20 protein-coding genes are annotated in these 26,836 nt (G+C 38.0%); 9 read left to right on the forward strand and 11 right to left on the reverse strand.

What is annotated here, in order from left to right; all coding sequences use genetic code 11:
- Nucleotides 1-3,582 (forward strand): VCBS domain-containing protein (locus DS885_RS10030; protein WP_113819294.1); only part of this gene is annotated, 3,582 nt, incomplete at its 5' end.
- Between the two features lie 93 nt (nt 3,583-3,675).
- Here DS885_RS10030 and DS885_RS10035 read toward each other — a convergent pair.
- Nucleotides 3,676-4,299 (reverse strand): LysE family translocator, encoded by a 624-nt coding sequence (locus DS885_RS10035; protein WP_220149685.1) that lies wholly within the window; start codon nt 4,297-4,299, stop codon nt 3,676-3,678.
- 138 nt (nt 4,300-4,437) lie between these two features.
- On the opposite strand from DS885_RS10035, the gene DS885_RS10040 reads away from it, so the two are divergent.
- Nucleotides 4,438-4,902, forward strand: a complete 465-nt coding sequence (locus DS885_RS10040) for an Lrp/AsnC family transcriptional regulator (RefSeq protein WP_113819296.1) — start codon at nt 4,438-4,440, stop codon at nt 4,900-4,902.
- Nucleotides 4,903-5,038: 136 nt separating this feature from the next.
- Nucleotides 5,039-5,560, forward strand: a complete 522-nt coding sequence (locus DS885_RS10045; RefSeq protein WP_113819297.1) for a hypothetical protein — start codon at nt 5,039-5,041, stop codon at nt 5,558-5,560.
- Between the two features lie 15 nt (nt 5,561-5,575).
- Here DS885_RS10045 and DS885_RS10050 read toward each other — a convergent pair whose 3' ends face one another.
- The gene (locus DS885_RS10050) at nt 5,576-6,478 is read right to left on the reverse strand and encodes a LysR family transcriptional regulator (RefSeq protein ID WP_113819298.1); all 903 of its coding nucleotides are present in this window, start codon (nt 6,476-6,478) and stop codon (nt 5,576-5,578) included.
- A gap of 145 nt (nt 6,479-6,623) precedes the next feature.
- Between DS885_RS10050 and DS885_RS10055 the strand changes: the two genes are divergently transcribed.
- Nucleotides 6,624-7,145, forward strand: coding sequence for an NADPH-dependent FMN reductase (locus DS885_RS10055; protein WP_113819299.1), 522 nt, complete (start codon nt 6,624-6,626; stop codon nt 7,143-7,145).
- A gap of 82 nt (nt 7,146-7,227) precedes the next feature.
- Here DS885_RS10055 and DS885_RS10060 read toward each other — a convergent pair whose 3' ends face one another.
- The 7 genes from DS885_RS10060 to argE form a co-directional block, all read right to left on the reverse strand.
- Nucleotides 7,228-7,713, reverse strand: a complete 486-nt coding sequence (locus tag DS885_RS10060; RefSeq protein WP_113819300.1) for a VOC family protein — start codon at nt 7,711-7,713, stop codon at nt 7,228-7,230.
- Nucleotides 7,714-8,324: 611 nt separating this feature from the next.
- Entirely contained in the window at nt 8,325-9,629 is a 1,305-nt protein-coding gene (locus DS885_RS10070) for an MFS transporter (protein WP_113819302.1), read from the reverse strand.
- A 408-nt stretch (nt 9,630-10,037) separates the two neighbouring features.
- Nucleotides 10,038-12,464: a tetratricopeptide repeat-containing diguanylate cyclase gene (locus DS885_RS10075; protein WP_113819303.1), complete on the reverse strand. Its 2,427-nt coding sequence runs from the start codon at nt 12,462-12,464 to the stop codon at nt 10,038-10,040.
- A 260-nt stretch (nt 12,465-12,724) separates the two neighbouring features.
- Nucleotides 12,725-12,961, reverse strand: a complete 237-nt coding sequence (gene tusA, locus DS885_RS10080; RefSeq protein ID WP_113819304.1) for a sulfurtransferase TusA — start codon at nt 12,959-12,961, stop codon at nt 12,725-12,727.
- A gap of 119 nt (nt 12,962-13,080) precedes the next feature.
- Complete coding sequence (locus tag DS885_RS10085; RefSeq protein ID WP_113819305.1) at nt 13,081-14,091, reverse strand: hypothetical protein; 1,011 nt, start codon at nt 14,089-14,091, stop codon at nt 13,081-13,083.
- A gap of 243 nt (nt 14,092-14,334) precedes the next feature.
- Nucleotides 14,335-16,977, reverse strand: coding sequence for a phosphoenolpyruvate carboxylase (gene ppc / locus DS885_RS10090; RefSeq protein WP_113819306.1), 2,643 nt, complete (start codon nt 16,975-16,977; stop codon nt 14,335-14,337).
- A 164-nt stretch (nt 16,978-17,141) separates the two neighbouring features.
- Nucleotides 17,142-18,287, reverse strand: a complete 1,146-nt coding sequence (gene argE, locus DS885_RS10095; protein ID WP_113819307.1) for an acetylornithine deacetylase — start codon at nt 18,285-18,287, stop codon at nt 17,142-17,144.
- Between the two features lie 527 nt (nt 18,288-18,814).
- Between argE and argC the strand changes: the two genes are divergently transcribed.
- The 5 genes from argC (at nt 18,815) to argH (ending at nt 24,814) form a co-directional block, all read left to right on the forward strand.
- Nucleotides 18,815-19,825 carry an N-acetyl-gamma-glutamyl-phosphate reductase gene (gene argC / locus DS885_RS10100; protein ID WP_113819308.1) on the forward strand — a complete coding sequence of 337 codons (1,011 nt, stop codon included), beginning with the start codon at nt 18,815-18,817 and terminating at the stop codon, nt 19,823-19,825.
- A gap of 11 nt (nt 19,826-19,836) precedes the next feature.
- Nucleotides 19,837-20,622 carry an acetylglutamate kinase gene (gene argB, locus DS885_RS10105; protein ID WP_113819309.1) on the forward strand — a complete coding sequence of 262 codons (786 nt, stop codon included), beginning with the start codon at nt 19,837-19,839 and terminating at the stop codon, nt 20,620-20,622.
- A 14-nt stretch (nt 20,623-20,636) separates the two neighbouring features.
- Nucleotides 20,637-21,551 carry an ornithine carbamoyltransferase gene (locus tag DS885_RS10110; protein WP_113819310.1) on the forward strand — a complete coding sequence of 305 codons (915 nt, stop codon included), beginning with the start codon at nt 20,637-20,639 and terminating at the stop codon, nt 21,549-21,551.
- Between the two features lie 20 nt (nt 21,552-21,571).
- Entirely contained in the window at nt 21,572-22,780 is a 1,209-nt protein-coding gene (locus DS885_RS10115; RefSeq protein WP_113819311.1) for an argininosuccinate synthase, read from the forward strand.
- Nucleotides 22,781-22,933: 153 nt separating this feature from the next.
- The gene (argH, locus tag DS885_RS10120) at nt 22,934-24,814 is read left to right on the forward strand and encodes an argininosuccinate lyase (protein ID WP_113819312.1); all 1,881 of its coding nucleotides are present in this window, start codon (nt 22,934-22,936) and stop codon (nt 24,812-24,814) included.
- Between the two features lie 95 nt (nt 24,815-24,909).
- Here the strand turns inward: argH and DS885_RS10125 are convergent, their stop codons facing one another.
- Together DS885_RS10125 and DS885_RS10130 are read right to left on the reverse strand one after the other, a co-directional pair.
- Nucleotides 24,910-25,701, reverse strand: coding sequence for a 2OG-Fe dioxygenase family protein (locus DS885_RS10125; RefSeq protein WP_113819313.1), 792 nt, complete (start codon nt 25,699-25,701; stop codon nt 24,910-24,912).
- A gap of 331 nt (nt 25,702-26,032) precedes the next feature.
- Entirely contained in the window at nt 26,033-26,578 is a 546-nt protein-coding gene (locus DS885_RS10130) for a gamma carbonic anhydrase family protein (RefSeq protein ID WP_113819314.1), read from the reverse strand.
- Between the last annotated feature and the right edge of the window lie 258 nt (nt 26,579-26,836).

Here is a 26,836-nt window from a genome sequence, read left to right on the forward strand (position 1 = left end):
AAAAGACATAGCAACGACTTCACCGAAGATGACGGCAGTGCCGTTGAAGGTGCGACTGTTGCTACCTTCGAGACCTTCGATGAAGATGGCGATGAGGTCACCGTAACCTTAAGCGAGTCTGATTACTACACACTCGTCGATGGTGCGGTGTTATTAACCGCCGCTGGCGCTGATTTAGTGAACAGCGGACAAGAGTTACCTGCATTTACTTTAATTCCAAACGATGGCATGACAGACGGTGATACCGTAACGGTTGATCCAAGTGTGACAATTGTTGATGATCTGACTATTACTAATTCAGATTCAGAGGTTACTGATGAAGACACTGCAGTTACTATTGATGTATTAGCTAATGATACAGATGAAGATAGCGCAGTATCAGCTGTTGCTTCAGTGAGTAATGGTGCTAATGGTACGGTTGTACTGAACGGTGATGGAACAGTGACTTACACACCAAATGCTAACTTTAATGGTACAGATAGTTTTACTTACATAAATGAAGAAGGTACAGAGGAAACGGTTAATGTCACTATTAATAAAGTGGACGACCCTACTGAAATAATTGTGGGAGATGCAGATAGTGATACAGGCCAAGTAACCGAAGATGAAGCGGTTAGTGCAGCGCAAACCTTAACTGATTCAGGCACATTAACCTTCTCAGATGTTGATACTGAAGATAGTGAAAACTTTAATCCTACAGTGGCATTTTCTCCAACAAATGAAGGAGATACAGCGCTAGGTGAAATAACCATTGATGCAGAAGGCAATTGGACCTATGAAGTTGATAACAGTGCAGTTCAATATCTTGGTGAGGGGGAGTCTTTAGTAGAAGTGTACACGGTGACATTAAATGGGGCGACACATGATATTACCGTCACAATTAATGGTGCAGATGATGCAACTACTATTGATCCAGTAGGTAGTGAAGCCGCATTTGCTCGAATTTTTGAAGATGACGACGACGCTACGCCTGGTTTCTTAACAACAAAAGGTGCGTTTGACTTTGGAGACCTTGATGATACCGATAGTGCGAATTTTGAACCTGAAATAAACTTTACAAACTCTACTTCAAGTTTAGGTCAATTAGGTAGTGTTTTATTAGAGGATGATGGTAATTGGAGTTATAGCGTTGATAATTCATTGGTTCAACATCTAGATATCAATGAAACGATAACTGAAACATATACAGTCACCTTAAATGGAACAGAAGAAACCATTACTATCGTTATTATCGGAGCTGAAGATGCAACTGAAATCATCGTTGATAGTAGTGTTGGTGATAGCGCAGAAGGTCAAGTAACAGAAGATGAATCGGTTAGTGGAGAGAAAACCCTAACGGATTCGGGCACCTTAACATTTGTTGATGTTGACACTAATGATAGCGAAAGCTTCGAACCAACAGTTGAATTTATCCCCGCTGAAGAAGGTGATGTCGCATTAGGTGAAATGACGATCAACTCAGATGGTGAATGGGCTTATGAAGTTGATAATAGCGCTGTTCAATATTTAGCCGCAGGTGAAATATTAACTGAAGTGTATACCGTTTCGTTAAATGGTGCCGAGCAAGAGATAACAGTAACCATTACCGGTACTGATGATATCTCAGTAATTTCAGGGGATGCTACAGGTGAAGTAACCGAAGATGATGCAGATACCTTGACTACATCGGGCAGTTTATCTTTAACGGATACAGATATTTCAGATACAACTACCTTCAGCGAAGGTGTTATTGAAGGAACTTATGGTGATATTGCTATTGATGAAAACGGTAACTGGACTTATACAGCAGATAATAGCCAAGCTGATATCCAAGATTTAGATGAGGGCGAAACATTAACCGATATCCTTACGGTGAAAACCTCGGATGATAATACCAAAGAGATCGAAATTACTATTAATGGTGTAGATTATGCTCCTACGGCTGTTAATGATACTGAGACTACCTATGCTACAACAATTCGTCTTGATGAACAGCCAGAGTATGGCACCGTACAAGTTTCTGTTGATGGTGTGTGGGTTGATATGGTTGTCGGTGAAGAGTATGACTCTGATTCAGAGGTACAATTTGTACCTGATACAGAAGCTATCCAGTTAAACTCTGTCGATATTGGCGTTGGTTCATTTGGTGATGATGGTAGCTCGAGTTTTGTGGCTAGTGTTAGTGATTGGGGAACGCTTAATGCAGATGGAACAGAAGTCGTTGCTGTTATTAATAATGCGACAATCACAAGTTCTATCAGCACGACAGATGCAAATGACTCAAAAGTCTTAACTGCTTGGAACGGAAATACTCATGTTGGTAACGGTATTGGTAATGGCGATAGCTCCGGGTTAAGTCAAGGAGAAACACTCGTTATAGATGTTGAAGGTGAAAACATTAATGAAGTGACCTTCACGCTCGATGGATTAGGGGGGTATTTTGATGAATCGAGCAGTAATGCAACGCAAGTTAGTATTACCGCTTATTTTGAAGATGGAACAACTGAAACTCAATCAGCTTACAGAGAAAGTGGTAGTTATGTAGATACCTATTCGTTTACTACAGATACGCCAGTAGATTACTTTGAGTTAACTACATCAGGGTCTAATGGTACTTATGTAGTGCAAAATATGACGTTATCAAGAACAGTAAGTGATGAAGTTACTTTTACCAGAACGCAAGCTGATGGCAGTGAAACAACCGAAGTACTTGGTCTTGACCTTAACTATGATGATGCAGAAACAAATGTAGATGTAACAGAAGATTTACCTGCTGTAGATACCTCTATTACTGAAGGTGCTATTTTTACTGATGAGAATAATTCCATTGCTATTGATGTATTGGCTAATGATAGCGATAGTGATAATGATGACCTGACCATTACCGAAATCCAAAGCCAAAGTGTTAGTGAAGGTGGTGATGCTGTCGATATTACTGTTGACGGACTTGTGGTAGGTAGCGGTGAGCTAATTAATGGTAAAATAGTATTTACACCAAGTGAAGAGTTAGGTGCAACCTTGGACGAAGGAGACTCGCAAACCTTTGACATTGAGTACACTATTAGCGATGGAGATACTACTGATATTGCCACTGCAACGATACGTGTTGATGGAGTTGATAGTATTCTTGTGGGCACCGATGGCGACGATACCTTAGTTGGCGGGGCTGGTGATGATATGTTAACCGGTGGTTTAGGTAATGACATATTAACTGGCGGTGATGGTACAGATACGTTCATTTGGGAGTTTGATAGCAATGCTAATAATGACACAGATAGCATTACAGATTTCCACCTTAATGGTGAAGATGTGCTTGATCTAAGTGAGTTACTTGTTGATGCAACTAGTGATACGCTTGATTCGTACTTAAACTTCTCTGTTGATACGGATGATGAAGGTGTTACCAATACCACCATTGAAGTTGTTAACGATGAAGTCACACAATATATCGTTTTAGATGATGTTGACTTAGTGACTGAGTACGGTAGTGAGGACACAACTATTATCAATGGCTTAATTGAGGATGGCGCATTAATTGTTTCTGATGACGCTGATGTCTATGCAACAAGTTCAACCTCTGCAGATATGGAAGAAACTATTTAGAATAATACTTATATATTATTTAATGTAATGGGTATAACCTCAATAAAGCACACTAGCTATCTGTGGTAGCTAGTGTGTTTCTATATTAAAAGGTTAAGAAAGAATTAACCACACGCCAACACCGAGCATCAAACTACCTGAAATACGATTAATTAAACGTACATTGTCTGTGCTGGCTAAAAGGTGTTTTAAGCCTTTTCCTCCAGCGGCATAGAGTGACATACAGATAAATTCGAAAGTAAGAATTATCGCCACAAGAATTAACATTTGTTGTGCTAAAGGTTGTTCATTGTTGATAAAAGGTGGCAACAAAGAGATCATAAAAGCCCAGCCTTTAGGATTAGCAATGGCAGTGATAAAGCCTTGTATAAATAGTGCTTTGTTATCTTGTGTTTTTGCATTATTTTTTTCAATTCCAATGGCCAGCTTACCTTTAGATTGCAACATCATCACACCTAAATAAAGGAGGTAAGTTGCCCCAATAAATTTGAAAATAGTAAATAACCACGGGTAACTATTAATGATAGAAGCAACACCGATAATCGCAGCAGTAGAGACTAACCCAATACCAATAATTTCGCCTAACATCATCCATAAAGTGCGTTTATAACCGATACTCATACCTAAACTTAGTGCTAGGGTCATGCACATACCTGGGGTGATTGACACAAAAAAGAAGGTCGGAATAAACACGCCTAAAATAGCTAAACTCATCATTTTTCCTTGACTGTATAGAGGGAGATAATAGGCATAAATGTAACGCGAGAGTGATAGTCGTTTCTTTGCAAAATAACGTTGTTGAACTGATATTTATGCAACTATAATTGCATTAAATGTAAAATAAGGCTTTAAATCATGCATGACTTACCATTAGATGGATATGATGTTCGCATTTTGAATTTTTTGTTAAAAGATAGCCAAATTCCACGTCTAATATTAGCTGAGAAAGTTGGGTTGTCCTCCTCACAATGTTTTCGTCGCTTAAAAAGACTAGAGGAGGTTGGCATTATTGAACGTTATGCAGCGGTATTAAATAAAGAAAAAGCGGGATTGGGGATCACCGCTTCTATTATGTTGCAATATAGAAAAAGTGAAATGAATGCACGGGAAAAAGCCATTAACTTAATACAAGAAACTCCTGAGATTTATGAGTGCCATTCAATCACTGGTGAATACGACTTTATGTTGCGAGTACATTGTAAAAATATGAATGAGTTTAACATTTTAGTGAATAACACCTTCCAAACGAGTTTTATTTCTGGGTTACATTCTTATATGTTGTTATCGTGTTTTAAACAACAGCAAAGTCTAGTGTTATAGTTCAAAAGTAAGTATCGGCTAATCGCTATTGAATAAATAGATTGTTGTGGATACTCTTTATATAAGCAAATTGAAATTCATACCGATGACTCAAATAAGTTCGGTATAATTAGTACAACTAACAAAGGATTGTTATATGTATTTTAAACGTCGTTTATTGATGATGATAAGTTCTGTGTGTCTGTTTAATATCGAAATATTGGCAGATAGCGCACAATTATTAATGATTAAAGATCAAATTAGCCAGTTAGAGCAGAGAGGTGACGCCGTTCCGGCTGATCTTTATGAGATGGCGAAGCAATTAGAAGTAGCGGAACAAAGTAACAGCGCTAATAATCAACCTACCGACCGCAGTTGTAATCAGAACTTAATTGGTACCTGGGAGAATAGCGGCAAAAATAAAATCTATGTATTAAATGCCAATGGGTTAGGTTACTTTATTGAGTACTCTGTTTCTGGTGAGTCTTATCAATCTCGAGTTGAATTTAAATGGACATCATCGCAAGACGCGGTCACATTCAATTATACCAGTGACCTAATCGCAACTAATCTAGAAACGGGTATGGTTTCACATAAAACTAGACTAGAAAACGGTGCAAAAAGCTGTCGTTTTACAAGCACAGTCTTAGTGATTGATGGTAGCGCTTATTACCCATGATGTGCTCATGATTGGTTAATCACCTAATGCTTCCATTACAAAGTCAATAAAACTACGTACCTTTAATGACATATGCTTTCGGCTTGGATAAACCATATACACGCCGATTGCTGGTTTCGGCCAATCAGCGAAGAGCTCTACCAGCTTTCCGGTTGTTAATTCATCTTTTAAAGTAAAGCGTGGTACACGAAGAATACCTTGATCGGCAACGGCTAAATCTATTTCCAGAGCTGAGTTATTGGTTAGTACATGGCTGTCTAAGTGAACCTGAATTAATTCACCATTATGGTCGTTAAATTGCCATATATTGGGGTGCTTTATATTGTTATAACTAATTATTTTGTGACGATCTAATTGATAGGGGTGTTGTGGTGTACCATGTTTAGCTAAATAACCTGGTGAGGCTAAAACTAATGCTTCAGACTGCGTAATACGACGACTAACAAGCGTAGAATCCTCAAGCTGTGTAGTCGCTCGAATAACAATATCAAAACGGTCTGCAATCAGATCAACTTTTCGATCATTCAAATCAATATCAAGCTGTATCTTCGGATACCTAGTAGTAAAATCGCTTAGAATCGGACTCAGGCTAGATAACCCATAGGATATTGGACAACTGATCCGTAATAAACCTTGTGGCTCTCCTTGCTTACCAATAATGGTATTTTCAATATTCTCTGCATCTTCAATAATTTGTTTTGCCATTTCAAAATATAGCTCACCTTCTGGCGTTAAACTTAAACTACGTGTGGTTCTATGTAATAAGCGCACAGCTAGCCGACTTTCTAGTTTACTGACCTCCTTACTAATATAAGACGTCGAGTGTCCGGTTATTTCAGCCGCAGCAGTAAAGCTGCTAGACTGAACGACATGCGCAAAAATAACCATACCATCCAAGAGAGTGCTTTTAGCTTCCATCATAGACCTATTTAGTTGGGTAAGCAGAAATCATGGCTATTCAAAGCCATATGGAAATAATCTATTCACAAAATGCAGGTTAATCAACAAATAGCATTAAGTTAAAGTGTATCTATCAAATCTTATTAAATAAAGGAAAGAGAGCATGAAAGTACTTGCGTTCGCAGCCTCATCTAGTCAAAACTCAATTAATAAACAGCTCGTTAATTACACAGCAAAACAGATTGAAAATGCCCAAGTAGAATTGTTAGATATAAATGATTACGAGATGCCTCTATTTAGTGAAGATAGAGAAAAAGCATTAGGGCAACCAGAGCTTGCAAAAGCTTTTTATCAAAAACTGGGTGAAGCCGAGATGATTGTTATCTCTTTTGCTGAACATAATGGATCTTATACTGCAGCTTATAAAAACCTCTTTGATTGGACTTCTCGTATTAATATGAAGGTGTTTCAAAATAAACCAGTGATCATGTTAGCGACATCCCCTGGTCCAGGTGGTGCAGGCAGTGTATTAGCTTCAGCAGTCGGTTCTGCTCATTTCTTTGCTGCTAATGTAAAAGGCTCTGTATCTGTGCCTAGTTTTTATGATAATTTTGATGTAGAGAAGGGTGAATTAACGAATCCATCGCTTGTTGAAAAAATACAAAGTGTTATTAATCAATTATAGAAAGTACTTAACCAATAAAAAAGGCTACTATATTTAGTAGCCTTGATGTTTAAAACTTAACTGTTAAACAACCGTCATTTGATTATGAGTAATCAGTTGCGTAAGTTTCTTCGTAAGTGTGTGAGTAGAACTCAAATAAATTACCAAACGGGTCTTCTAAGTAAACCATTTTAGCTGGTTTGCTATCATCTTCTGGATGGTAACGCATGATATCCATACGTACTTTACCGCCATACTCTTCAACACGAGCAATAGCACCTTCAAAATCATCTGTTTGTAGACAGAAGTGGAAAATACCAAGGCGAGAGAAATCAACTTCATGACGCTCTTGACGCTCTTTCATTTCAAATAACTCAACACCAATGCCATCAGTTGTTACTAAGTGTGCGATATTGAAACCTTTAAAACCTTCACCAAATACAGCAACACACATTCTACCGATTGCAGTTTCACGCTCTTCCTGTACTTTAGTGTTGTTCATAACAATGCGAAGACCTAGCGCTTTAGTATAAAACTCAACAGCTTTGTCCATATCGCCAACCATTAAACCTACGTGATTCATTTTCATAACGTTCTCCTACTTTTTATTTGTTACATATATTGTTTAATACATGTTTTGTTTCGATGAGGAGATAGTACGCTGGCTTTTAAATAATTTTAAATTATCGTATTTTATCAATATGATAATATTTTGTTATTTATAGGGGGGGGTGAGAGAGATTATTTATTCTGATTATAAGGTAAGTATCGAATTAATAAGAGTAAAAGCTCCAATCGCCCATATGAAGTAGCTTAATATTAATAGACATTTACTCAAAGCAATCCAAAAGTGCTTTCCAGAATAGGTTTCACAGGCATTCCAAATGCCAGACATAACAATTAAGTTATAACTCAGGAGCAGGAATAAGAGGAATATTTTAATAAGGGTAATGAAGGGCAAAAGAAAAAAGCTAAATAAGATCACATTAATCACAACAGCATATAACCATACTGTTTTAACTAACCCCAGTTCTCCATGATATAACCTCACTATCAAACTCTTATATTGTGCCGTTAACATCTATTATTCCTTTACTAAGCATTAATATTAATTCATACGTAAAGTTAACTCATTTGTCATGGATTACAGGTTAATATTGTTGAATTCACAACAAATATAGCAAAGTCATTGATAGAAAGTTACTTGCTTGCTTGATCTTGCTGCATTGAGGGAGTTTGAGGCTGAAGCGGATCGTCAACTTCAGTCTCAGTCCGTGGATCCATTTCATAGGCGGTAGGTCCTGCCATATCTGTGACACTCCGGAACTCCTCTTTTTCTTCTAATATAGAAGGGGGAATATGGCTACGACGTCTAAATAAGACAATAACAAAGAAGATGATTAAGCAAATTCCAGTGAAAGCATATAGTCCATTTGCACCTAGTTGACTCATACTTACTGAGGCTAATGGGGCCCCAATCGCAGATGATAAGCCTAGGGTAATTAACATCGCACTACTTATCTCAACAAAGTCTTCTGAGGTTGCATTATCGTTAGCATGCGCTAAGCATATTGCATAAAGCGTCATACAAGTTCCTCCCCAGAAAAAGGCTGAAATGAAGGCCGGCCACCCAGCAAAAGAGGGAATAAACTGTGGCAAATAGAAGAAGGTGAGTGAAACTAGCGAACCTATTAACGCTGAGTACATTAAAACACTTCGGCGATCTAGTTTATCGGATATCTTTCCTAAAGGAAGTTGGAAACATGCACCACCTAATACAGTGGAGGATAAAAATAGCCCGACTTGAATATTATTGAAATCATTGGTTTTGGCATAAATAGGGGCTAAAGACCAAAAAGCGCCCGTCACCAACCCTGCGACAACTGCGCCAATTAACGCAATATGAGAATGCTCCCAGACTTTATACATATTTAACTTCACTTGTTGCACCATAACTGGTGCAGCATGACGTGTTAATGAAATTGGGATAATGGCAATCGAGATAAGGATAGCCGCTAAGCTAAATAGCATTGCATCTTGAACACTGCCTAGGTTAAATAGTTGTTGTCCACACATCACCATAATTAAATTAAGCGTGGTATATACGGATAAAATGGTTCCTCGGTTTTGTGCGGTTGCATTACCATTTAACCAGCTTTCAATGATCATATACAAACCGGAAATAACTAAACCGATTAAAAAGCGTAGTAACATCCAAGCATAGAATTCAGGCAATAAAGGAAAGATTAGAATAACCACAGTGTAAGATGTGGCAAGGACGGCAAAGCTGCGAATATGGCCCACTCTTTTTAGCATAAAGGGAGTGGTTAAACAGCCTGATACAAAACCTAGGAAATAAGCGGAACCGGTTAGGGCGACTTGGGTATCGGAAAAACCAAATGAATTGGCAGCGATAGGAAGTAAGGTCAGTAACAAACCATGCCCAAGTAATAGTAATGCATTAGACATCAGTAAAGAGGTAACAGGGATCAAGGCATTTATCATAGGACTCCAGTAAGCTATGGGAGATAACCTAGTTGCGTTAGTGAGTTTAACTCAATCTATATTTATGTTGTTGGTCGCAGGACTGAATTATTGCTCATATTAATATTTAACTGGTTATGTATAGTCATCACGTTCATTCACAGATCTATTTTTCTTGTTAAAAATAGCTTCTTACTTAATGCTAACTTTTATAAAAGAAACTGCTTCTGTTTTTAAATGTAATCTTTAGGCCATCTAATTAATATCATTGTTAGTATTATTCATGGAAAAGTTGTGCCAATTCTGGAATAAAATTTAATGTCTTTAAAATCAATACCTTGAAGAAATATAGAAAGCCATTGCTAATTATTTAGCACCAATATAGTGGTTTGTTCATGTTTATATTCTATTTTGCACAATAAAGAGGCATTAATTTGGGGTATTTTCTTCTGTTATTTTAGAGTCCCATAAGGTTGATTTGTTACGCCCCAGTGTTTTTGATTTATATAAAGCGACATCTGCTTGATGTATTAATTCAGAAGGCGTTGTTGCATTGTCTTGAATGGTCGCAACCCCAAAGCTACAGGTAATATTTATTTCATTGAATAGTGTACTTTGAATTTTATTACGCATGTTTTCAACTATGCGCATCGCTTGCTCTGGTAAGGTATCCGCTAAAATCAAACAGAACTCTTCTCCACCGTAACGTACAGTTATATCATCTTTACGAATAGTATTTTGTAATAATGCTGCAACCTCACATAACACCTTATCTCCGGCATTATGGCCATAGGTATCATTGACCTTTTTAAAGTGGTCAATATCAACAAGAACAATACAATATTGCTGATCCGGTTGGAATTGCTCAAAGGCTTCATTCATAAATGTGAATAGCGCTCGGCGGTTATAGCAATTCGTCAGGGGATCTCTGGTAGCAAGCTCGTCTAACTGTTTGTTTAATTTTCGAGAGTCATTAAATCGTCGATAAATAAATAATACTGTGAGCAAACATATAATTAATAAAGCGGTGAGTGTTGCATTAGCATACTTGTTTTTTGATAGCTCTAATTCAGCGATTCTTTTCGCTTGTTCTGAAAGGGCTACTTCGCTGGTTTTTTTGGCTAGTTCTAAAGCATCTCGTTGTGTTTTTTCTTTTAAGGCTGCCAGTTCTCTCTCTTTTTTATGCGAATATAACTTAGCTTTAACTAACGTCAGGCTTTCATCATTTTTTTGTTTTTCAATCACTTTAGATAACGCGAGTTCTTTCTCAGCATAAAATAAAGCGGCTTTATAATTATGCTGTGCCTTTTCAGCTTTTTTTAATTCTTGGTAGGCATAAAGCATATGTGATGTTGAATTAATGGAAGTGGAAATGACTAAGGAAGATTTTAGTAGCTCAATGGCTTGTTGTGTATCTTTGTTAATTAATAGTTCAGCTAATGGAATTTTTGCTTTTAACTGATAGAGTTTATCTTTTGCCTTAACCGCTAAGGTTAAAGAACGCTTATAAAAAATAATTGCCGCATCGTCATCGCCCTGAGCATGATATATGTTAGCAATAATGCGCGCTGTTATTGATTCATATAACTTATCACCTTGCTCTTGATAAATACTATGTGCACGTAGGATTTTTTGTTTTGCTGATTCATATTCTTCTGAGTCAATGTTGATCACTGCTAACTCTCGCAAGGCAGAAGCTAATGTTTTTGTTTCAACTTGGTTTTCTGGGAGGTTAATAGTTAAATTATAAAAAGACTTAGCTTGTTCGTACTCATGTAAACGAGTATAAATTAACCCCATTTGATTGGATGTTTTTGCAAGTCCTTTAGTATGATTTAGTTGCTTATAAACTAAGTGGGATTGGTACATAAAGGACAGGGATTTATCATATACCCCAATAAGTCGATAGATGATCCCTGCACCAGAAAGAGCTTTTGCCAAGCCAATTGGGTCATCGATGCTCTGTTGTACCTCGATGCTTTTTAGTGAGTAATCAAGGGCGACTTTATAGTTTTTTAGATTTCGTTCCACCTCAGATAATGCATTCAGGGTGCGAGCCATTGATTTACGGTCTTGTATCTCTGTATAAATGTCTAACGCACTTTTGTATGCAGTACCGATGAGAGTTCGGTCTTTTAATCTTTTATAGGATTCGGCTATTTTAGTGAAAGTTTCTGCACGTTCTTTTTGAATTTTATAATCAGATTCAGTTAAATAATTTAATGCTTCTGAATATTGTTCAATTGAAGCTTCATATTTTTTTAACTTATATTGGCTTCTCCCTTTTATAATCAAGGCCATAGCAATGGGATAAGCGTGACCGTATTGTTTTGCAAGCTTAATGATGTCGTTTATTTTATCTTCTACTAAGTAATGAAGTCCTTCAGTGGAGAAAGTATGAAGGTAGTCAACGGATGCAAGAACTTGTTGTTCCTCGGCATTTATACTTTGATAGATATCTGCTGCTTGTAGAAAATGAAACTTAGATTGTTTAGTGTTCTTGATTCTTCTATTTAAATCTCCAAGTAGATAATGTGCATCAGCGCATAATAAAGCTTCTCCATTAGTATCAGCTTGTTGTAAAGCTTTATTGGCTAACTTAATCCCTTTTTGCTGGTCAATGAGACGATACGTCTCTGCTGTTTTTAATAATTCGATGATCGATGCTTGGTTATATTCTGTAGTAGAAGTTAATTCACTAGGGTCATTATTAACAGCGTAAGCTAACGGAGAAATAAAAGGGGATAGGAGTAGTATTAAGCCGATTAATTGCTTATTTTTTTTATCTAAGCATAACTTGCTCAGTCGGAATTTTATCCCTAATGGGCATACATATTTAGTACGAAACAGATCCATATATTCTAACCTTAATACCGAGCGTTTATTAAAGGTTCGAGTAACCTGTTAAAAATCACTTCTTTATTACTAAGAGAGTACTTAATTAACAAACAAAATCCATTTTGTTTATGGTATTGATTAATATTTTTAATTAATCGTTTGGGTTCCGATGTCAAATTAACATCATTATAGGTTTAATCACTTATATTAGCCAGTTAGTGACTTCGGTTGTTAAAGTGAAACCTTTGTCGAATGAAATAAATGTTGTGTTGATCGGGTTATTTAGCTCCCTTTTTGATTAAGTAACGATAAGGCAGGCTATCAGTTTGTACTTCAATTAGCTGATGCTCCATAAAGCGACAAAAACTTGGGATATCACGTGTTGTTGCTGGATCGTCGGCAATAATTTCTAACATATCGCCCGTCTCTAGTTTGCGCACTGTTTTTCTGATAACCATAACAGGCTCAGGACAGCGAAGACCTAAGGCATCAAGTTGTTTAATTGTTTTTGTCATTGAGTTACCGATTTTATTCAAAAAGCTAATATTAGCATATTCACTCTCACCGCAAAGATTATTATAAGTTGGGAAACTCGCTTCCCAACTTAATCTCTATATTAAGTAAATATCATGTTTTATTGCGCAACTGTTTTTCTTAATAAAATCTTATTATCTAAATTTAAATTAGTAGACCAAATAAATTGTGCATCTTGATCTGCATTGTCAAAAATATCGGTAAAGTTGGTATATGATTTTTTGTTATCAACACCGACTGTATCATTACTAAAGGTGCTTGCAGCTGGCCACTGGCTATCATCGTAACCTTGTTTCTCCCAACCTGTTGGTATCGGCCAATGTACGCCATATAACACTGAAGCATCATTAGTGGCTTTGATAGAGCACTGAGTTGATAAACGCGAAGTCCCGGTTTCGCTTAAACAGCTTAAATTAGAAATAGGAGAGGTGTAATAGTTTTGTGCTTTCCAAGTGCTATCAGTGATAGCGATTATCTGATTATCTGCATCTTTAAATACAGCAACCACCCCACCATCGCCAGGGTGTGCAGAAGCGCCTCGATTAGATTCTGTACCTGTGCCTAAATTCTCTTCCCAATCTACTGCTAATATAGCGATATCAAAGGGCTTTTTAACTTTAAATTGAACAATGCTTGAATTAAATTTTGTAAAAGGAACAGGGTCTTTACCCACTGCAATACCATTGATATACATTTCAAAATAGTTATCTGCAAATATGTAAGCGGTAACCACTTCTCCATCGTCATCGATTTCTATTATTTGTTGTTCGCTCAACGCATCTAATGCGGCTTGCCCATTCTTGTATTTTTGTCCGTAGTCGTTATATAAGTCAGGCGCAAAGGGGATGGCTGAATTAGTAAAGTTAACCTGTGCAGGTACCACCCAAGCAGTTTCACCATTGATACTTTTAATTGTACCCACTTCAGCAATTCTCCCTCCTTTCGGAAAGAGGTTTTCTGTGGTGGTTTCTGCTATACCGTAGGTCACTGAGCCGGACCCTTTATATTCAGCTGCACTTATTGCGTTAGAGGTGTGTGCTTCACTGTTACCACAGCCTTGTAAAAATAGGGTTAAACCAACTAATGTGGATGTTAAGTAAACTTTCATCATAGTCATTTTCCTCTTGTGCGTAGTGATACAAATTTTAATCTATTTCTTGGTGAAATATTAAAGTGTACTTAATGAAATGGTTATAACAGCAGGTTAGCACGGTCGAAGGTTAACAATATGTGTCAAATATGAAGTTTTGTAAAAAAACATGGGGAGTGTTTAATTTATTGGGGTAATTAAAAACAAAAAACCTACCGACATCTATTGATGAAGGTAGGTTTGAAATAGTAAAACTACGCTAAATTAACCTGTGTTACGAAGGCCTGCAGCAATACCGGCAATAGTTACCATTAATGCTTGGTCGATATCTGGGTTAATCGTTTCGTTTTGTTCGCATGAACGTGAACGAGATAATAACTCAGCTTGTAACATGTTTAATGGATCAACATACGGGTTACGTAGTTTGATTGACTCTTTGATCCATGGTTGTTCTTGCATTAACTTGTGGTCAGGAATCGTTTCTAATACTGTTTCACGTGTTAATTTCAGGTTTTCACGTAGACGCTCACCTAAAGGCCATAGTTCTTTTGGCACTAAACGTTCTTCGTAGAATTTTGTTAATTCTTCATCGGCTTTCATGAATACCATCTCGAACATTTCTAAACGTGTATGGAAGAAAGGCCAGTTTACGTACATCTCACGCAATACTTCTTTCTTACCTTCGTCTAACAATGTTTTCAGAGAAGTACCTGCACCTAACCATGCTGGAAGCATTAAGCGGTTTTGGCTCCATGCAAAGATCCATGGAATAGCACGAAGGCTTTCAACACCACCATTCGCTTTACGTTTCGCTGGGCGACTACCTAGGGCTAATTTACCTAACTCTAGCTCAGGCGTAACGCTACGGAAGTAAGGAACAAAGTCAGGCTCTTCACGAACAAAGTGACGATATTCTTCACATGATTGTTCAGCAAATTGCTGCATTACATCACGCCATTCTTGTTTTGGTGCTGGTGGTGGCAGTAAGTTTGCTTCTAAAATCGCTGCAGTGTAGATATCTAAACTATTGATCGCTACTTTTGGTAAACCGAATTTAAAGCGGATCATCTCGCCTTGTTCAGTTACACGTAAACCACCTTTCAATGAACCAGGAGGTTGCGATAATAAGGCTTGTTGCGCTGGAGCACCACCACGACCAATGGTACCGCCACGTCCGTGGAATAGAACTAATTGGATGTCATTATCTTCACTGATTTTGATCAATGCTTCTTGTGATGTGTACTGTGCCCAGTTAGCAGCCATTACACCAGCATCTTTTGCTGAGTCAGAGTAACCAATCATCACATGCTGTTCGCCGCCAATGTAACCGCGATACCAATCCACAGCGTATAAGCGTTTCATTACATCTGCTGCATTATTTAAATCATCTAGTGTTTCAAATAATGGCGCAACTGGAATGCGGAATGGACAGCCCACTTCTTTTAATAGTAGTTGTACCGCTAATACGTCAGACGCTTCACGTGCCATTGAAATAATGTAGATACCTAATGCTTCAGGATCAGTTTGTGCTACGACCCTACATGTATCTAATACTTCTTGTACCTCAGCTGAAGGTTCCCATGCAGTAGGGATAAGCGGACGTTTACTGTTTAATTCTTGTAATAAGAAGGCTTGTTTGTCTTCTTCACTCCAAGCGTTGTAATCGCCAATGCCCAGGTAACGTGTTAGTTCGGATAGTGTATCACCGTGACGTTCGCCATCTTGACGAATATCCAGTTTCACTAGATTAACACCGAAACAGTTTACGCGACGTAGAATGTCTAATAATAAACCGTTCGCAATTGACTTCATGCCCATATTAACTAGTGAGTCATAACACTGTTGTAGTGGTTCTTTCAGTTGTTTAGTGCTGATGATGATATCTTTAGCTGTACTATCATGACCTTGTAATGTGGCACTTAATGCGGTTAATGTTTCTTTTAGCTCATTACGTAATTTACGTAAGATAACGCGGTAAGGTTCGTCTGCATCTTCACCAACAATCGCACGCAATATTGGGTCACAGTTATCCATAGATAACTCTTTAGTTAGCTGCTGAATATCTTCAAGATACAAGCTTACAGCGACCCAACGGCTAGTGATTAAGACTTCTTTGGTTACTTTCGCGGTGACAAATGGGTTACCGTCACGGTCTCCACCCATCCATGAAGTGAATTTGATTGGCGAAGCATCTAGCGGTAATGAAATACCTAAACCATCTTCTAATGTTTTATCTAATTCACGTACATATTGTGGAACTGCTTCCCACAGGCTATTTTCGATAACAGCAAAACCCCATTTAGCTTCATCAACCGGAGTAGGGCGGTTTTTACGGATATCGTTAGTGTGCCATGCTTGAGTAATCAGTTGCTCAAGGCGCACTAATAACTGGTCACGTTCTTTATCTGAGATATCTGTAAGCTCTAATAGGCTTAAACATTGGTTAATCGCAGTATGCTTATTGATTAGAGTACGGCGTGTAATTTCTGTTGGGTGCGCGGTTAATACCATATCCATTTTTAATTCAGAAACAGATTTTACGATTTGCTCTTCTGAAACGTCACTGTTTTTTAGTTTAGCAATTAACGTTTGTAACGGATCGGGTGCACACACTTCTGAGTCACAATGGCGAGAGATGCCATGGAATTGCTCTGCGATATTGGCAAGGTTTAAGAAATGAGTGAATGCACGTGCGACAGGTAGCAATTCGTTATCGCTTAAATTAGACAGTACTTCAACTAAGCGTTCGCCATCTTTACCGTTTCCAGCGCGAGATGATTTAGACAGTTGGCGTATAGTTTCAATTTTCTCAAGAAAGGCTTCACCAAGATGGTCACTGATACTCTTACCTAGTAATTGTCCTAATAAACCCACATTACTTCGTAAGTTTGCATATGTTTCTGTCATCGTACTTCCTTATTATTGTAATAAAATTACATTTTTTGTAGTGGAACTAAATAAAATACCATAATGAAGCGCCTAGTCAATCAAGGTGCTTTTTCATTGTACTATTTCGATTCATTAAATAGGCATGTCTGTAACTAAATTACAGAATGCCTACCAACAACTCATTACACACAATAGCGTTGAATGAGCTTTTCTATGACCGCTTGGGTCGGTTTTACAAAAGAAAGGTCTAAATATTCGTTAGGTTGATGCGCCTGAGCAATATGCCCTGGGCCTAATACTATGGTGTCACAACCTAATGCTTGAATGAATGGTGCTTCAGTACAGTAATTGGCGCTGGTGGCTTTATTGCCTGTGTAAATTTCTGCATCATTGATAAGGTCTGAGTGAATCGGACACTCGTAAGAAGGTATTGGCTCATGTAAGTGGAATACTTCCACACTATTTGGAAAGCGCTTTTCAATTTCAGATAAAGCTTGTTTCACCGTAATGAATAATTCTGTGGTGGTGACCCCCGGAATAGGGCGCATATCGATATGCAACTCACAACAACCGCAAATACGGTTAGGGCTATCGCCTCCGGAAATCGCTCCAAAGTTAAGTGTTGGGTAAGGGACTTCAAAATGTGGGTTGTGGTATTTATCTTTAAAAGTTTGTTGTACTTTTTTAAGCTCTGATAAAACTAAGTGCATGACATCGATTGCATTTAATCCTTTGTCAGGATCTGAGCTATGGCCACTTCTACCGGTAATACGAATGCCTTCAGACATATGTCCCTTATGCATAGTAACAGGCACCATACCCGTTGGCTCGCCAATCACTGCATAATCTGGTTTAAAATGCTTCTGCTCTGAGATTTGCTGGGCGCCAGACATAGTCGTTTCTTCGTCGGCCGTGGCAAGGATACGTAACGGCTTAGTAAATTTTTCACGATCCATGGTTTTTAATGCTTCAATTACAAAAGCAAAGAAACCTTTCATATCAATGGTACCTAAACCGTAAAATCGATTATCTTTTTCGGTGACGGTAAATGGATCTGTTTGCCATTTGCCTTCATCGTAAGGAACGGTATCTGTATGGCCGGCTAATAATAGGCCTCCGTCTCCTTGACCTAAGGTTGCAACGAGATTGAATTTGCCTGGGGCCGCAGCGACTTCAGTTATCTCGATAGTAAAACCAAGGTCACCTAGCCATTCTGCTAATTGGTTAATCACAGCAAGGTTACTTTGATCCCATGAACTATCGCTTGAGCTAATGGAAGGTAATTTTATAAGGCCCTTATAAAGGTCTGTAAATGCAGGTAATGACATACTATTCCTTGAAGTTAATCAGCATTATTGTCCAGCTAAATAATGTCACATAATCTATTTTTAGATGTGTGGCTTAAATTCATTCTATGCTCGATTTATAGAGAAATTAAAGCTCTTTTTATTTAGACTAAAAAATATTTTTTTAACACTTGAAAAAATAATGACTTTATCAGTCACTTTTTTTGAATATTTTTTACAATTTAAATCATAGTTATATTGATAACGTTCCATAAAAAACGGTTGAACCGCATAACTAATTTGTTAATTAGAATTTCTCTTTTAACATTTAAATTATTTATTAATCAGTTGTTTAGTGTGGTTTTTCTTGCGCTTTAGCTTGTTTGATTTATGGTTTTTTTGAACGAAGTATAAACAACTTACCATTTATAGTATATTTATTCACGTTTATTGAATAAATAGTCACTTTGATTTAAAATATCGCTTTCGGCAATAGGTAGTGATCATTTTAGCGCCGTTCAAATTTATTTCTCATGTATTAAGTCAGTAATGAAATAGGAATTTTCTTTATGTTAAAAGCAATCGTTGTTGGAGCAAGTGGTTATACTGGTGCTGAATTAGCGCAGTTTTTAACGCGTCACCCAAGTATTGAATTATCTGGCCTCTATGTTTCAGAAGGTAGCTTGGATAAAGGCAAAAAAATCTCTGATTTATATGGCAATTTACGCGGTTGTGTCGATCTACCACTACAACCATTAGGTGTAAGTGGTATCAAAGCGGCTTGTGAAAATATCGATATTGTTATTTTGGCTACTGCACATGAAGTTAGTCACGATTTAGCACCGCTTTTTTTAGCAGAGAATACTGTTGTATTTGACCTGTCAGGTGCTTTCCGAGTGCAATCAACCGGCTTTTACGAAAAATACTATGGTTTCACACATCAATATCCTGAATTATTAGAAAAAGCAGTTTATGGTTTAGCGGAATGGAATGCAGAACAAGTTAAAACCACCGACTTGATTGCTGTACCAGGTTGTTATACAACCGCATCGTTAACTGCGCTTAAACCTTTGTTTGAAGCAGGTTTCATTAAACAGGGTACGAAACCAACTATTAATGCAACGAGTGGTGTAAGTGGCGCGGGGCGTAAAGCGAGCGTGGTGAGCAGCTTCTGTGAAGTGAGTTTACAGCCATACGGTGTGTTTACTCATCGTCATAAGCCGGAAATCGATCAACACTTGGGCACGAATGTGGTCTTTACTCCACATCTTGGTAGCTTTAAGCGTGGTATTTTAGCAAGCATCAATGTTGTGTTAAGTGAAGGTGTTACTGTTGAGCAAGTGAATCAAGCATATCAAAATGCTTATGCTGATAAACCGATTGTTCGCTTAATGGAAGGGACATTACCTGCACTTAAAAATGTAGTGGGCACGCCATTCTGTGATTTAGGTTGGGCTGTTGATGGTGAGGATCTAGTGGTATTTAGTGCGATTGATAACTTATTGAAAGGCGCTTCTTCACAAGCGATGCAATGTATCAATCTACGTTTTGGTTTTGATATCACCACTTCAATTTTATAAGGCGGTTAGTGATGACACAGCAACAACAAAAACCGTTACTGATTAAGTTGGGTGGAGCAGTATTAGAAAACAATCAAGCGTTAACTAACCTTTTTTCTGCGCTAACGTCTTATTTAGCGACACAACAACGTCCATTGTTATTAGTACATGGTGGCGGAGTTATCGTTGAAGATGTACTCAATAAAATGAACATCAAAAGTGAAAAGAAGAATGGTTTACGTATCACACCCTTTGATCAAATCCCTTATGTGGCAGGTGCATTAGCGGGTACATCCAATAAACTCTTGATGGCCAAAGCATTACAAGCAGGTTTATCAGCTGTAGGTTTATCATTAGCAGATGGATTTAGCTGCTCAGTGAAGCAAATGGATCCAGACCTAGGCGCAGTAGGTATTTGTAGTCCAAATAATCCAGCACTAATTAATAGCTTATTAGCTGGTGATTTTTTACCTGTTATTTCGTCAATTGCAATTGGTGAAGATGGTCACTTATATAATGTCAATGCAGACCAAGCGGCCATTGCTATTTGTGAGCTGGTGGGCGCGGAATTGGTATTTTTATCGGACGTCGATGGTGTATGGGGGGCCGATAAACAAGTGATTCCTGAATTGAACACGCAATTGGCAGATAAATTAATTGCTGAAGATGTTATTCAAGATGGCATGGCAGTCAAAGTGAAAGCAGCATTACAAGCTGCTGATGAGCTAGGTTACGTAATGCTAGCAAGTTGGAAGAACCCAGAAAATTTAGTCTCATTGCTTGCAGGTAAAGCAGTGGGTACAAAAGTAATTAAATAAAGTAGAGATTAATCATGGATAATTTATTAACCGGAATGGAAATGACTCAGCAACAGGCTTTAGACCTGATTGCACTGGGTAAAGACTTAAAAGCAAACCCAAGTAAGTATGCACAATCTCTTGCAGGTAAGAGTGTGGTTACTTTATTTGAAAAACAATCACTACGTACACGTGTTACCTTTGATATTGGTGTGAATAAACTAGGCGGTCACGCTGTTTATTTAGATCAAACTAATGGTGCAATGGGTAGCCGCGAAGACGTTAAAGACTTCGCTGCGAATATCTCACGTTGGGCTGACTGCATTGTTGCTCGTGTCTTTGACCATAATACATTAGTAGAAATGGAAGAGTTTGCATCGGTTCCAGTGATTAATTCACTGTGCGACTTATATCACCCATGTCAAGGTATGGCAGACTTTTTAACTATTGCACAAAATTATGATGATTTAACTCAGGTTAAATTAGCGTATATTGGCGATGGTAATAACGTAACTCATTCTTTATTCATTGCGGGTGCTATTTTAGGTGCAACTGTGACTGCTGTATGTCCGCTTGGCCATAGCCCTGATGCACAAATTTTGAAAAAAGCTGAAGAGATTGCTAAGCAAACTGGCGCAACGATTTCTGTTACTAATCATATCGATGATATTAAAGGTTACGATGTTGTTTACGGTGATACTTGGTTATCTATGGGTGATGACACACCATTAGAGCAAATTAAAGCTAAATTTATGCCTTACCAAATCAATCAAGCCTTACTTGATCACACTGGTATTAAGCATGTTTTACATTGCCAACCTGCACATCGTGGTTTAGATATCACTTCAGATGTAATGGACGGACCAGCTTCATTGATTTTTGATCAAGCTGAAAATAGAATGCATATTCAAAACGCAATTATGCTTACCCTAATTAATAAACAGAAATAATTGAGAAAGGAAAACAATTAATGAGCCAGGTTAAAAAAGTAGTTCTCGCTTATTCAGGCGGCTTAGATACATCAGCGATCATTCCATGGTTAAAAGAAACGTATGATGATTGTGAAATTGTTGCGTTTTGTGCTGATGTTGGCCAAGGTGAAGAAGAGTTAGTAGGTTTGCATGAGAAAGCGATCGCTTCAGGTGCATCTGAATGTCATATCGTTGATTTAAAAGAAGAGTTTGTTAAAGACTACATCTACCCAACGATCGCATCTGGCGCAGTTTACGAAGGTACTTATTTACTAGGTACATCAATGGCGCGTCCTATCATTGCTAAAGCACAAGTTGAAGTGGCATTAAAAGTAGGTGCTGATGCGGTTTGTCACGGTTGTACTGGTAAAGGTAATGACCAAATTCGTTTCGAAAGCTGTTTTGCTGCACTGGCTCCTGAACTGCAAGTGATTGCACCATGGCGTGAGTGGGATATGGTTTCTCGTGAAGACCTATTGGATTACCTTGCGGAGCGTAATATCGAAACAACAGCTTCTGCAACTAAAATCTATAGCCGTGATGCTAACGCATGGCACATCTCTCATGAAGGTGGCGAGCTAGAAGACCCATATAATGAGCCAAGTAAAGGTGTTTGGACATTAACGGTTGATCCACTTGATGCACCAAATGAGCCAGAATATGTAACATTAACGGTTGAAAATGCACGTGTAACAGCTGTTGATGGTGTTGAACTATCTCCATATGACGCACTAATGTTACTAAATGAAAAAGCAGCTGCTCATGGTGTTGGTCGTATCGACATTACTGAAAACCGTACCGTTGGTATGAAGTCTCGTGGTTGTTATGAAACACCAGGGGGGACTGTTATGGTGACTGCACTTCGTGGTATCGATGAATTAGTACACGACAAACCATCACGTCGCTGGCGTGACCAAGTGGGCCAAGAGTTTGCTCACTTAGTATATGACGGTCGTTGGTTCACTCCGTTATGTGGCTCTCTATTAGCGGCTTCTGAGTCTTTAGCAAAAGATGCTAACGGTGAAGTAGTGGTTCGTTTATACAAAGGCCAAGCAGTAGCGGTTAAGAAGAAATCTCCAAACAGCTTATACTCTGAAGAGTTTGCTACATTTGGTGACGACAACGTTTATGACCAAAAACATGCTGAAGGTTTCATTCGTTTATATTCACTGTCTAGCCGTATTCGTAAGCTAAACAGTAACAAATAAACAAAATATGTTATAAAATTCCTGCCTCGATTTTCGGGGCAGGAATTTCTATTTATAAGCGCTTTAAAAAGAGCCTTTATAAATAGCATTGTAATATTACCAATCCCTTAATTAATGGATTTGGTTCACTACCAAGTCAGAATGGAGTAACAAATGGCACTATGGGGCGGACGTTTCAGTCAAGCGGCAGATACAAAGTTTAAATTATTTAATGATTCATTAAAATTCGATTACCGTCTTGCTGAACAAGATATTATAGGTTCTATTGCCTGGTCTAATGCTTTGTTATCAGTTGATGTATTAACTGTTGAAGAGCAAAAAAGCATCGAAGTTAGCTTAAACGAGTTATTGGAATCAGTTCAGGCTAATCCTGAGCAAGTATTACAATCAGATGCAGAAGACATCCACTCTTGGGTTGAAGGTCAATTAATTAATAAAGTAGGCGACCTAGGTAAGAAATTACACACAGGCCGTAGCCGTAATGACCAAGTTGCTACCGATTTAAAACTTTGGTGTAAAAAAACAGCGAAAGAGTTAATTGCACATTTAGAACAACTTGAAGCAAAACTTATCGAACTAGCACGTATCCACCAAGGTGTTATCTTACCGGGTTATACTCACCTTCAACGTGCACAACCAGTGACATTTTCTCACTGGTGTTTGGCTTACCTAGAAATGTTAGAGCGTGATCATAGCCGTTTAGAAGGTTGTGTTGAGCGTATGGATACATGTCCATTAGGTAGTGGCGCGTTAGCTGGTACTGCTTACGCAATGGATCGTACTGCATTAGCTCATTCTTTAGGTTTTGAAAGAGCAACGCGTAATAGTTTAGATTCAGTATCAGATCGTGACCATGTTGTTGAACTGATGAGTTGTGCAACATTATCTATGGTACATTTATCACGTATGGCTGAAGATTTAATCTTCTATAACAGTGGTGAATCTGCGTTTATTGAAATGTCTGATCTAGTGACTTCTGGTTCATCATTAATGCCACAAAAGAAAAACCCAGATGCAATGGAGTTAATCCGTGGTAAATCAGGGCGTGTATTTGGTTCATTAGCAGGTATGTTAATGACATTAAAAGCATTACCTTTGGCTTACAACAAAGATATGCAAGAAGACAAAGAAGGCTTGTTTGACGCTTTAGATACATGGGGTGACTGTTTAGAAATGGCGTCAATGGCGTTAACAGATCTTAAAGTAAATGAAGAACGTACAAAAGAAGCCGCGCAGGGTGGTTACTCTAATGCCACTGAACTTGCCGATTACCTCGTAGCAAAAGGCATTCCTTTCCGTGAAGCACACCATATAGTAGGCGTTGCCGTGGTTGCTGCCATTGAAAAATGCGTGCCGTTAGAAGATCTAACTGTTGCTGAATTTAAACAATTCTCTGATGTTATTGAAGAAGACGTTTATCCAACATTAACATTAGAAGCAACATTAGCTGCACGTGTCGCGCAAGGTGGTGTTTCTCCGAAACAAATTGAGTTCGCATTAACTGAAGCTGAAAAACGTTTAGCTGAACGTGATAGTTCAAGTGTTGTGATTAGACCTGCATGTTTATCCGATGTTGAACGTATTGAAACCATGGTTAACTTTTGGGCTGAAAAAGGTGAAAACCTACCAAGAGACAATGCAGACCTAGTTCACTCTGTAGATGAATTTGTGGTAACAGAGCTAGACGGCAAAGTAACAGGTTGTGGCTCAGTACATGTATATGACACAGGTCTAGCTGAAATTCGCTCATTAGGTATTGAACCTGGTTATGAAGGGCGCGGTCAAGGTAGTGCAATCGTTAATCTATTAGTTAAACGTTCTGAAAAACTAGAAATTAAACGACTATTTGCACTAACACGCATGCCTGACTTCTACATGAAGCAAGGCTTTAGCCCAGCAAGTAAAAAAACCATGCCTGAAAAAGTCTTAAAAGATTGTGCAATGTTTGTTAGTGAACACGCGAATGATGAAAAAGCATTAGAGTTAAACTACAAAACAAGCATGTTGTTACAAAAAGAGATGAGTAAAAACTAATACCACTACTTTATAGAGGCAATAGTTAGTTTACCTATTAAGAAAATGAAAGAGTGCAGCCATTAATGACTGCGCTCTTTTTTATCTGCGGTTTTCTATCCTTGGTTTAATACCACATCAGGAAAGTGCTGACGTAATATTTTATTTTGGAAGGGGTCGTTAAAGCGGCAATTAATGATAATAATGAAACGTTCAAAAGGTTGATTATTATTAAGTGGTTGTACCGATGAGACACTATGAAAGACCTGATTGTCACGTATATGCATAACTTCACCTGGTGCTAACGTTGTGTGTGTGATTTGATGTTGCCCAGCTTTATCTTGATATAAAGTATTAAAACCGCCGGTGACGTTTTCTCTACTTAATACCAATATACTTAAAAACTGGCTACCATCTTGATGTATGCCTTGTCCTTGTAGTGGATCTAAAGCTTGATCGCCTTTTACCCCATTAATTTGCATTAAAATAGGTTCCTTAGGATTGATCCCCCATAACTCAGCCCAAGCTTTTACAAATATTTGTACATCTTCACGCTGTAAAAAACTTGGTTCAAGTGCAGGGTAATATCGTAATATATCAGCCATCGTATCTGCATCATTGTATTGCCCTCCCTGCGCCATTGGACAATTATCTAAAGTATTCACTTCCCCAGCTTCATCCAAATATAACCATGACATTCTTTTCCAGCGCGCATCTACATAAGTATCTCTAGGTAAATCTTCAAGATAGGTTTGCCATTCAGGTAAGTTGATGTGATTGGTGATATCGGTTTGGCTCCAATCTCCTTGCGCAATATCTTGTTGGGTTTGATAACCCCAATAAGGAGTGAAAGGGATAGAAGCAGGTTTTAATAAAGGACTAATATGTTCTAAATGTGTATTTATCATTTGTTATTTCCATTTTATGTAGGAATAAGCGGATTGCTTATTCTCAATAGCAGCGTGTGATTGAATAAAAAATCAACGCTGCGCGTTTTTATTACATAAAATGGTGATAAAAAGAATAATAGAAAAGATTATCATTTAAAAATTTAACACTTAAAAAATAAAGGTTTATATTCTTTTTAACTTTACAAAGGATAGAAGGATGAAGGTTAGGAAGAGCTAGGGGTGTCTAGAGCTAAATAAAAAGCACCTAATGAGGAGAGATTAAGTGCTTATCTTTAGAGAGTCTGGGTAATGAATAAAGAGGTAATGGAGAATATAAATAGATCAGTCTTTATAGAGTGTTTTCTTCAATATATTCATTTTTCAAATTAACATAATGATTAGCAGAGCGTTTGAGAAAAGCCATTTCTGCATCGGTAAGCTGTCGAGCTGCTTTTGCGGGAGACCCTATATAAAGAAAACCAGATTGTAATACCTTATTAGGTGGCACTAATGTACCAGCACCAATAATCACATCATCTTCAATATTGGCATTATCTAAAATAATTGCCCCCATCCCGACTAAAACACGATCGCCAATAGTACAAGCATGTAACATTGCTTTATGCCCAACAGTCACATCTTCACCAATAGTTAAAGAGTAACCATCTACCGATGCTTCACCTTTTCTAGCGACATGTAAGACAGAACCATCTTGAATATTAGTGCGAGCACCTACCGAAATATTGTTCACATCACCTCTTAATACACACATTGGCCAAATACTGACATCGTCAGCGAGCTTCACATCACCAATAATTGAAGAAAAAGGATCAATATAAACATTATTTCCAATAGTAGGATGAATATTCTTGTAAGGGCGTAATGTAGGGAACATAAAATACCTTTTGAGATAAACAGTAAAACCTCACTATACGACACAAAAGTGTGGATAACAAAAGCAAATTTGTGGATAACTTGTGGTCAAAGTAGGTATAAAAATTAATTGAAAATAATCGTAATAAAACGCTTGCCAATGTGATCTTAATCCCTATAATGCGACCCCACAGACACGGGGTGTAGCGCAAACTACTCAACGAGGATGAGAACAAAACAAACGCAGTAAACGATTCGAGGTTCGCTTCGAAATAAAGTT

Origin of the sequence: Psychromonas sp. B3M02 (assembly GCF_003318165.1) — a bacterium.
In the GTDB taxonomy this organism is placed as follows: domain Bacteria; phylum Pseudomonadota; class Gammaproteobacteria; order Enterobacterales; family Psychromonadaceae; genus Psychromonas.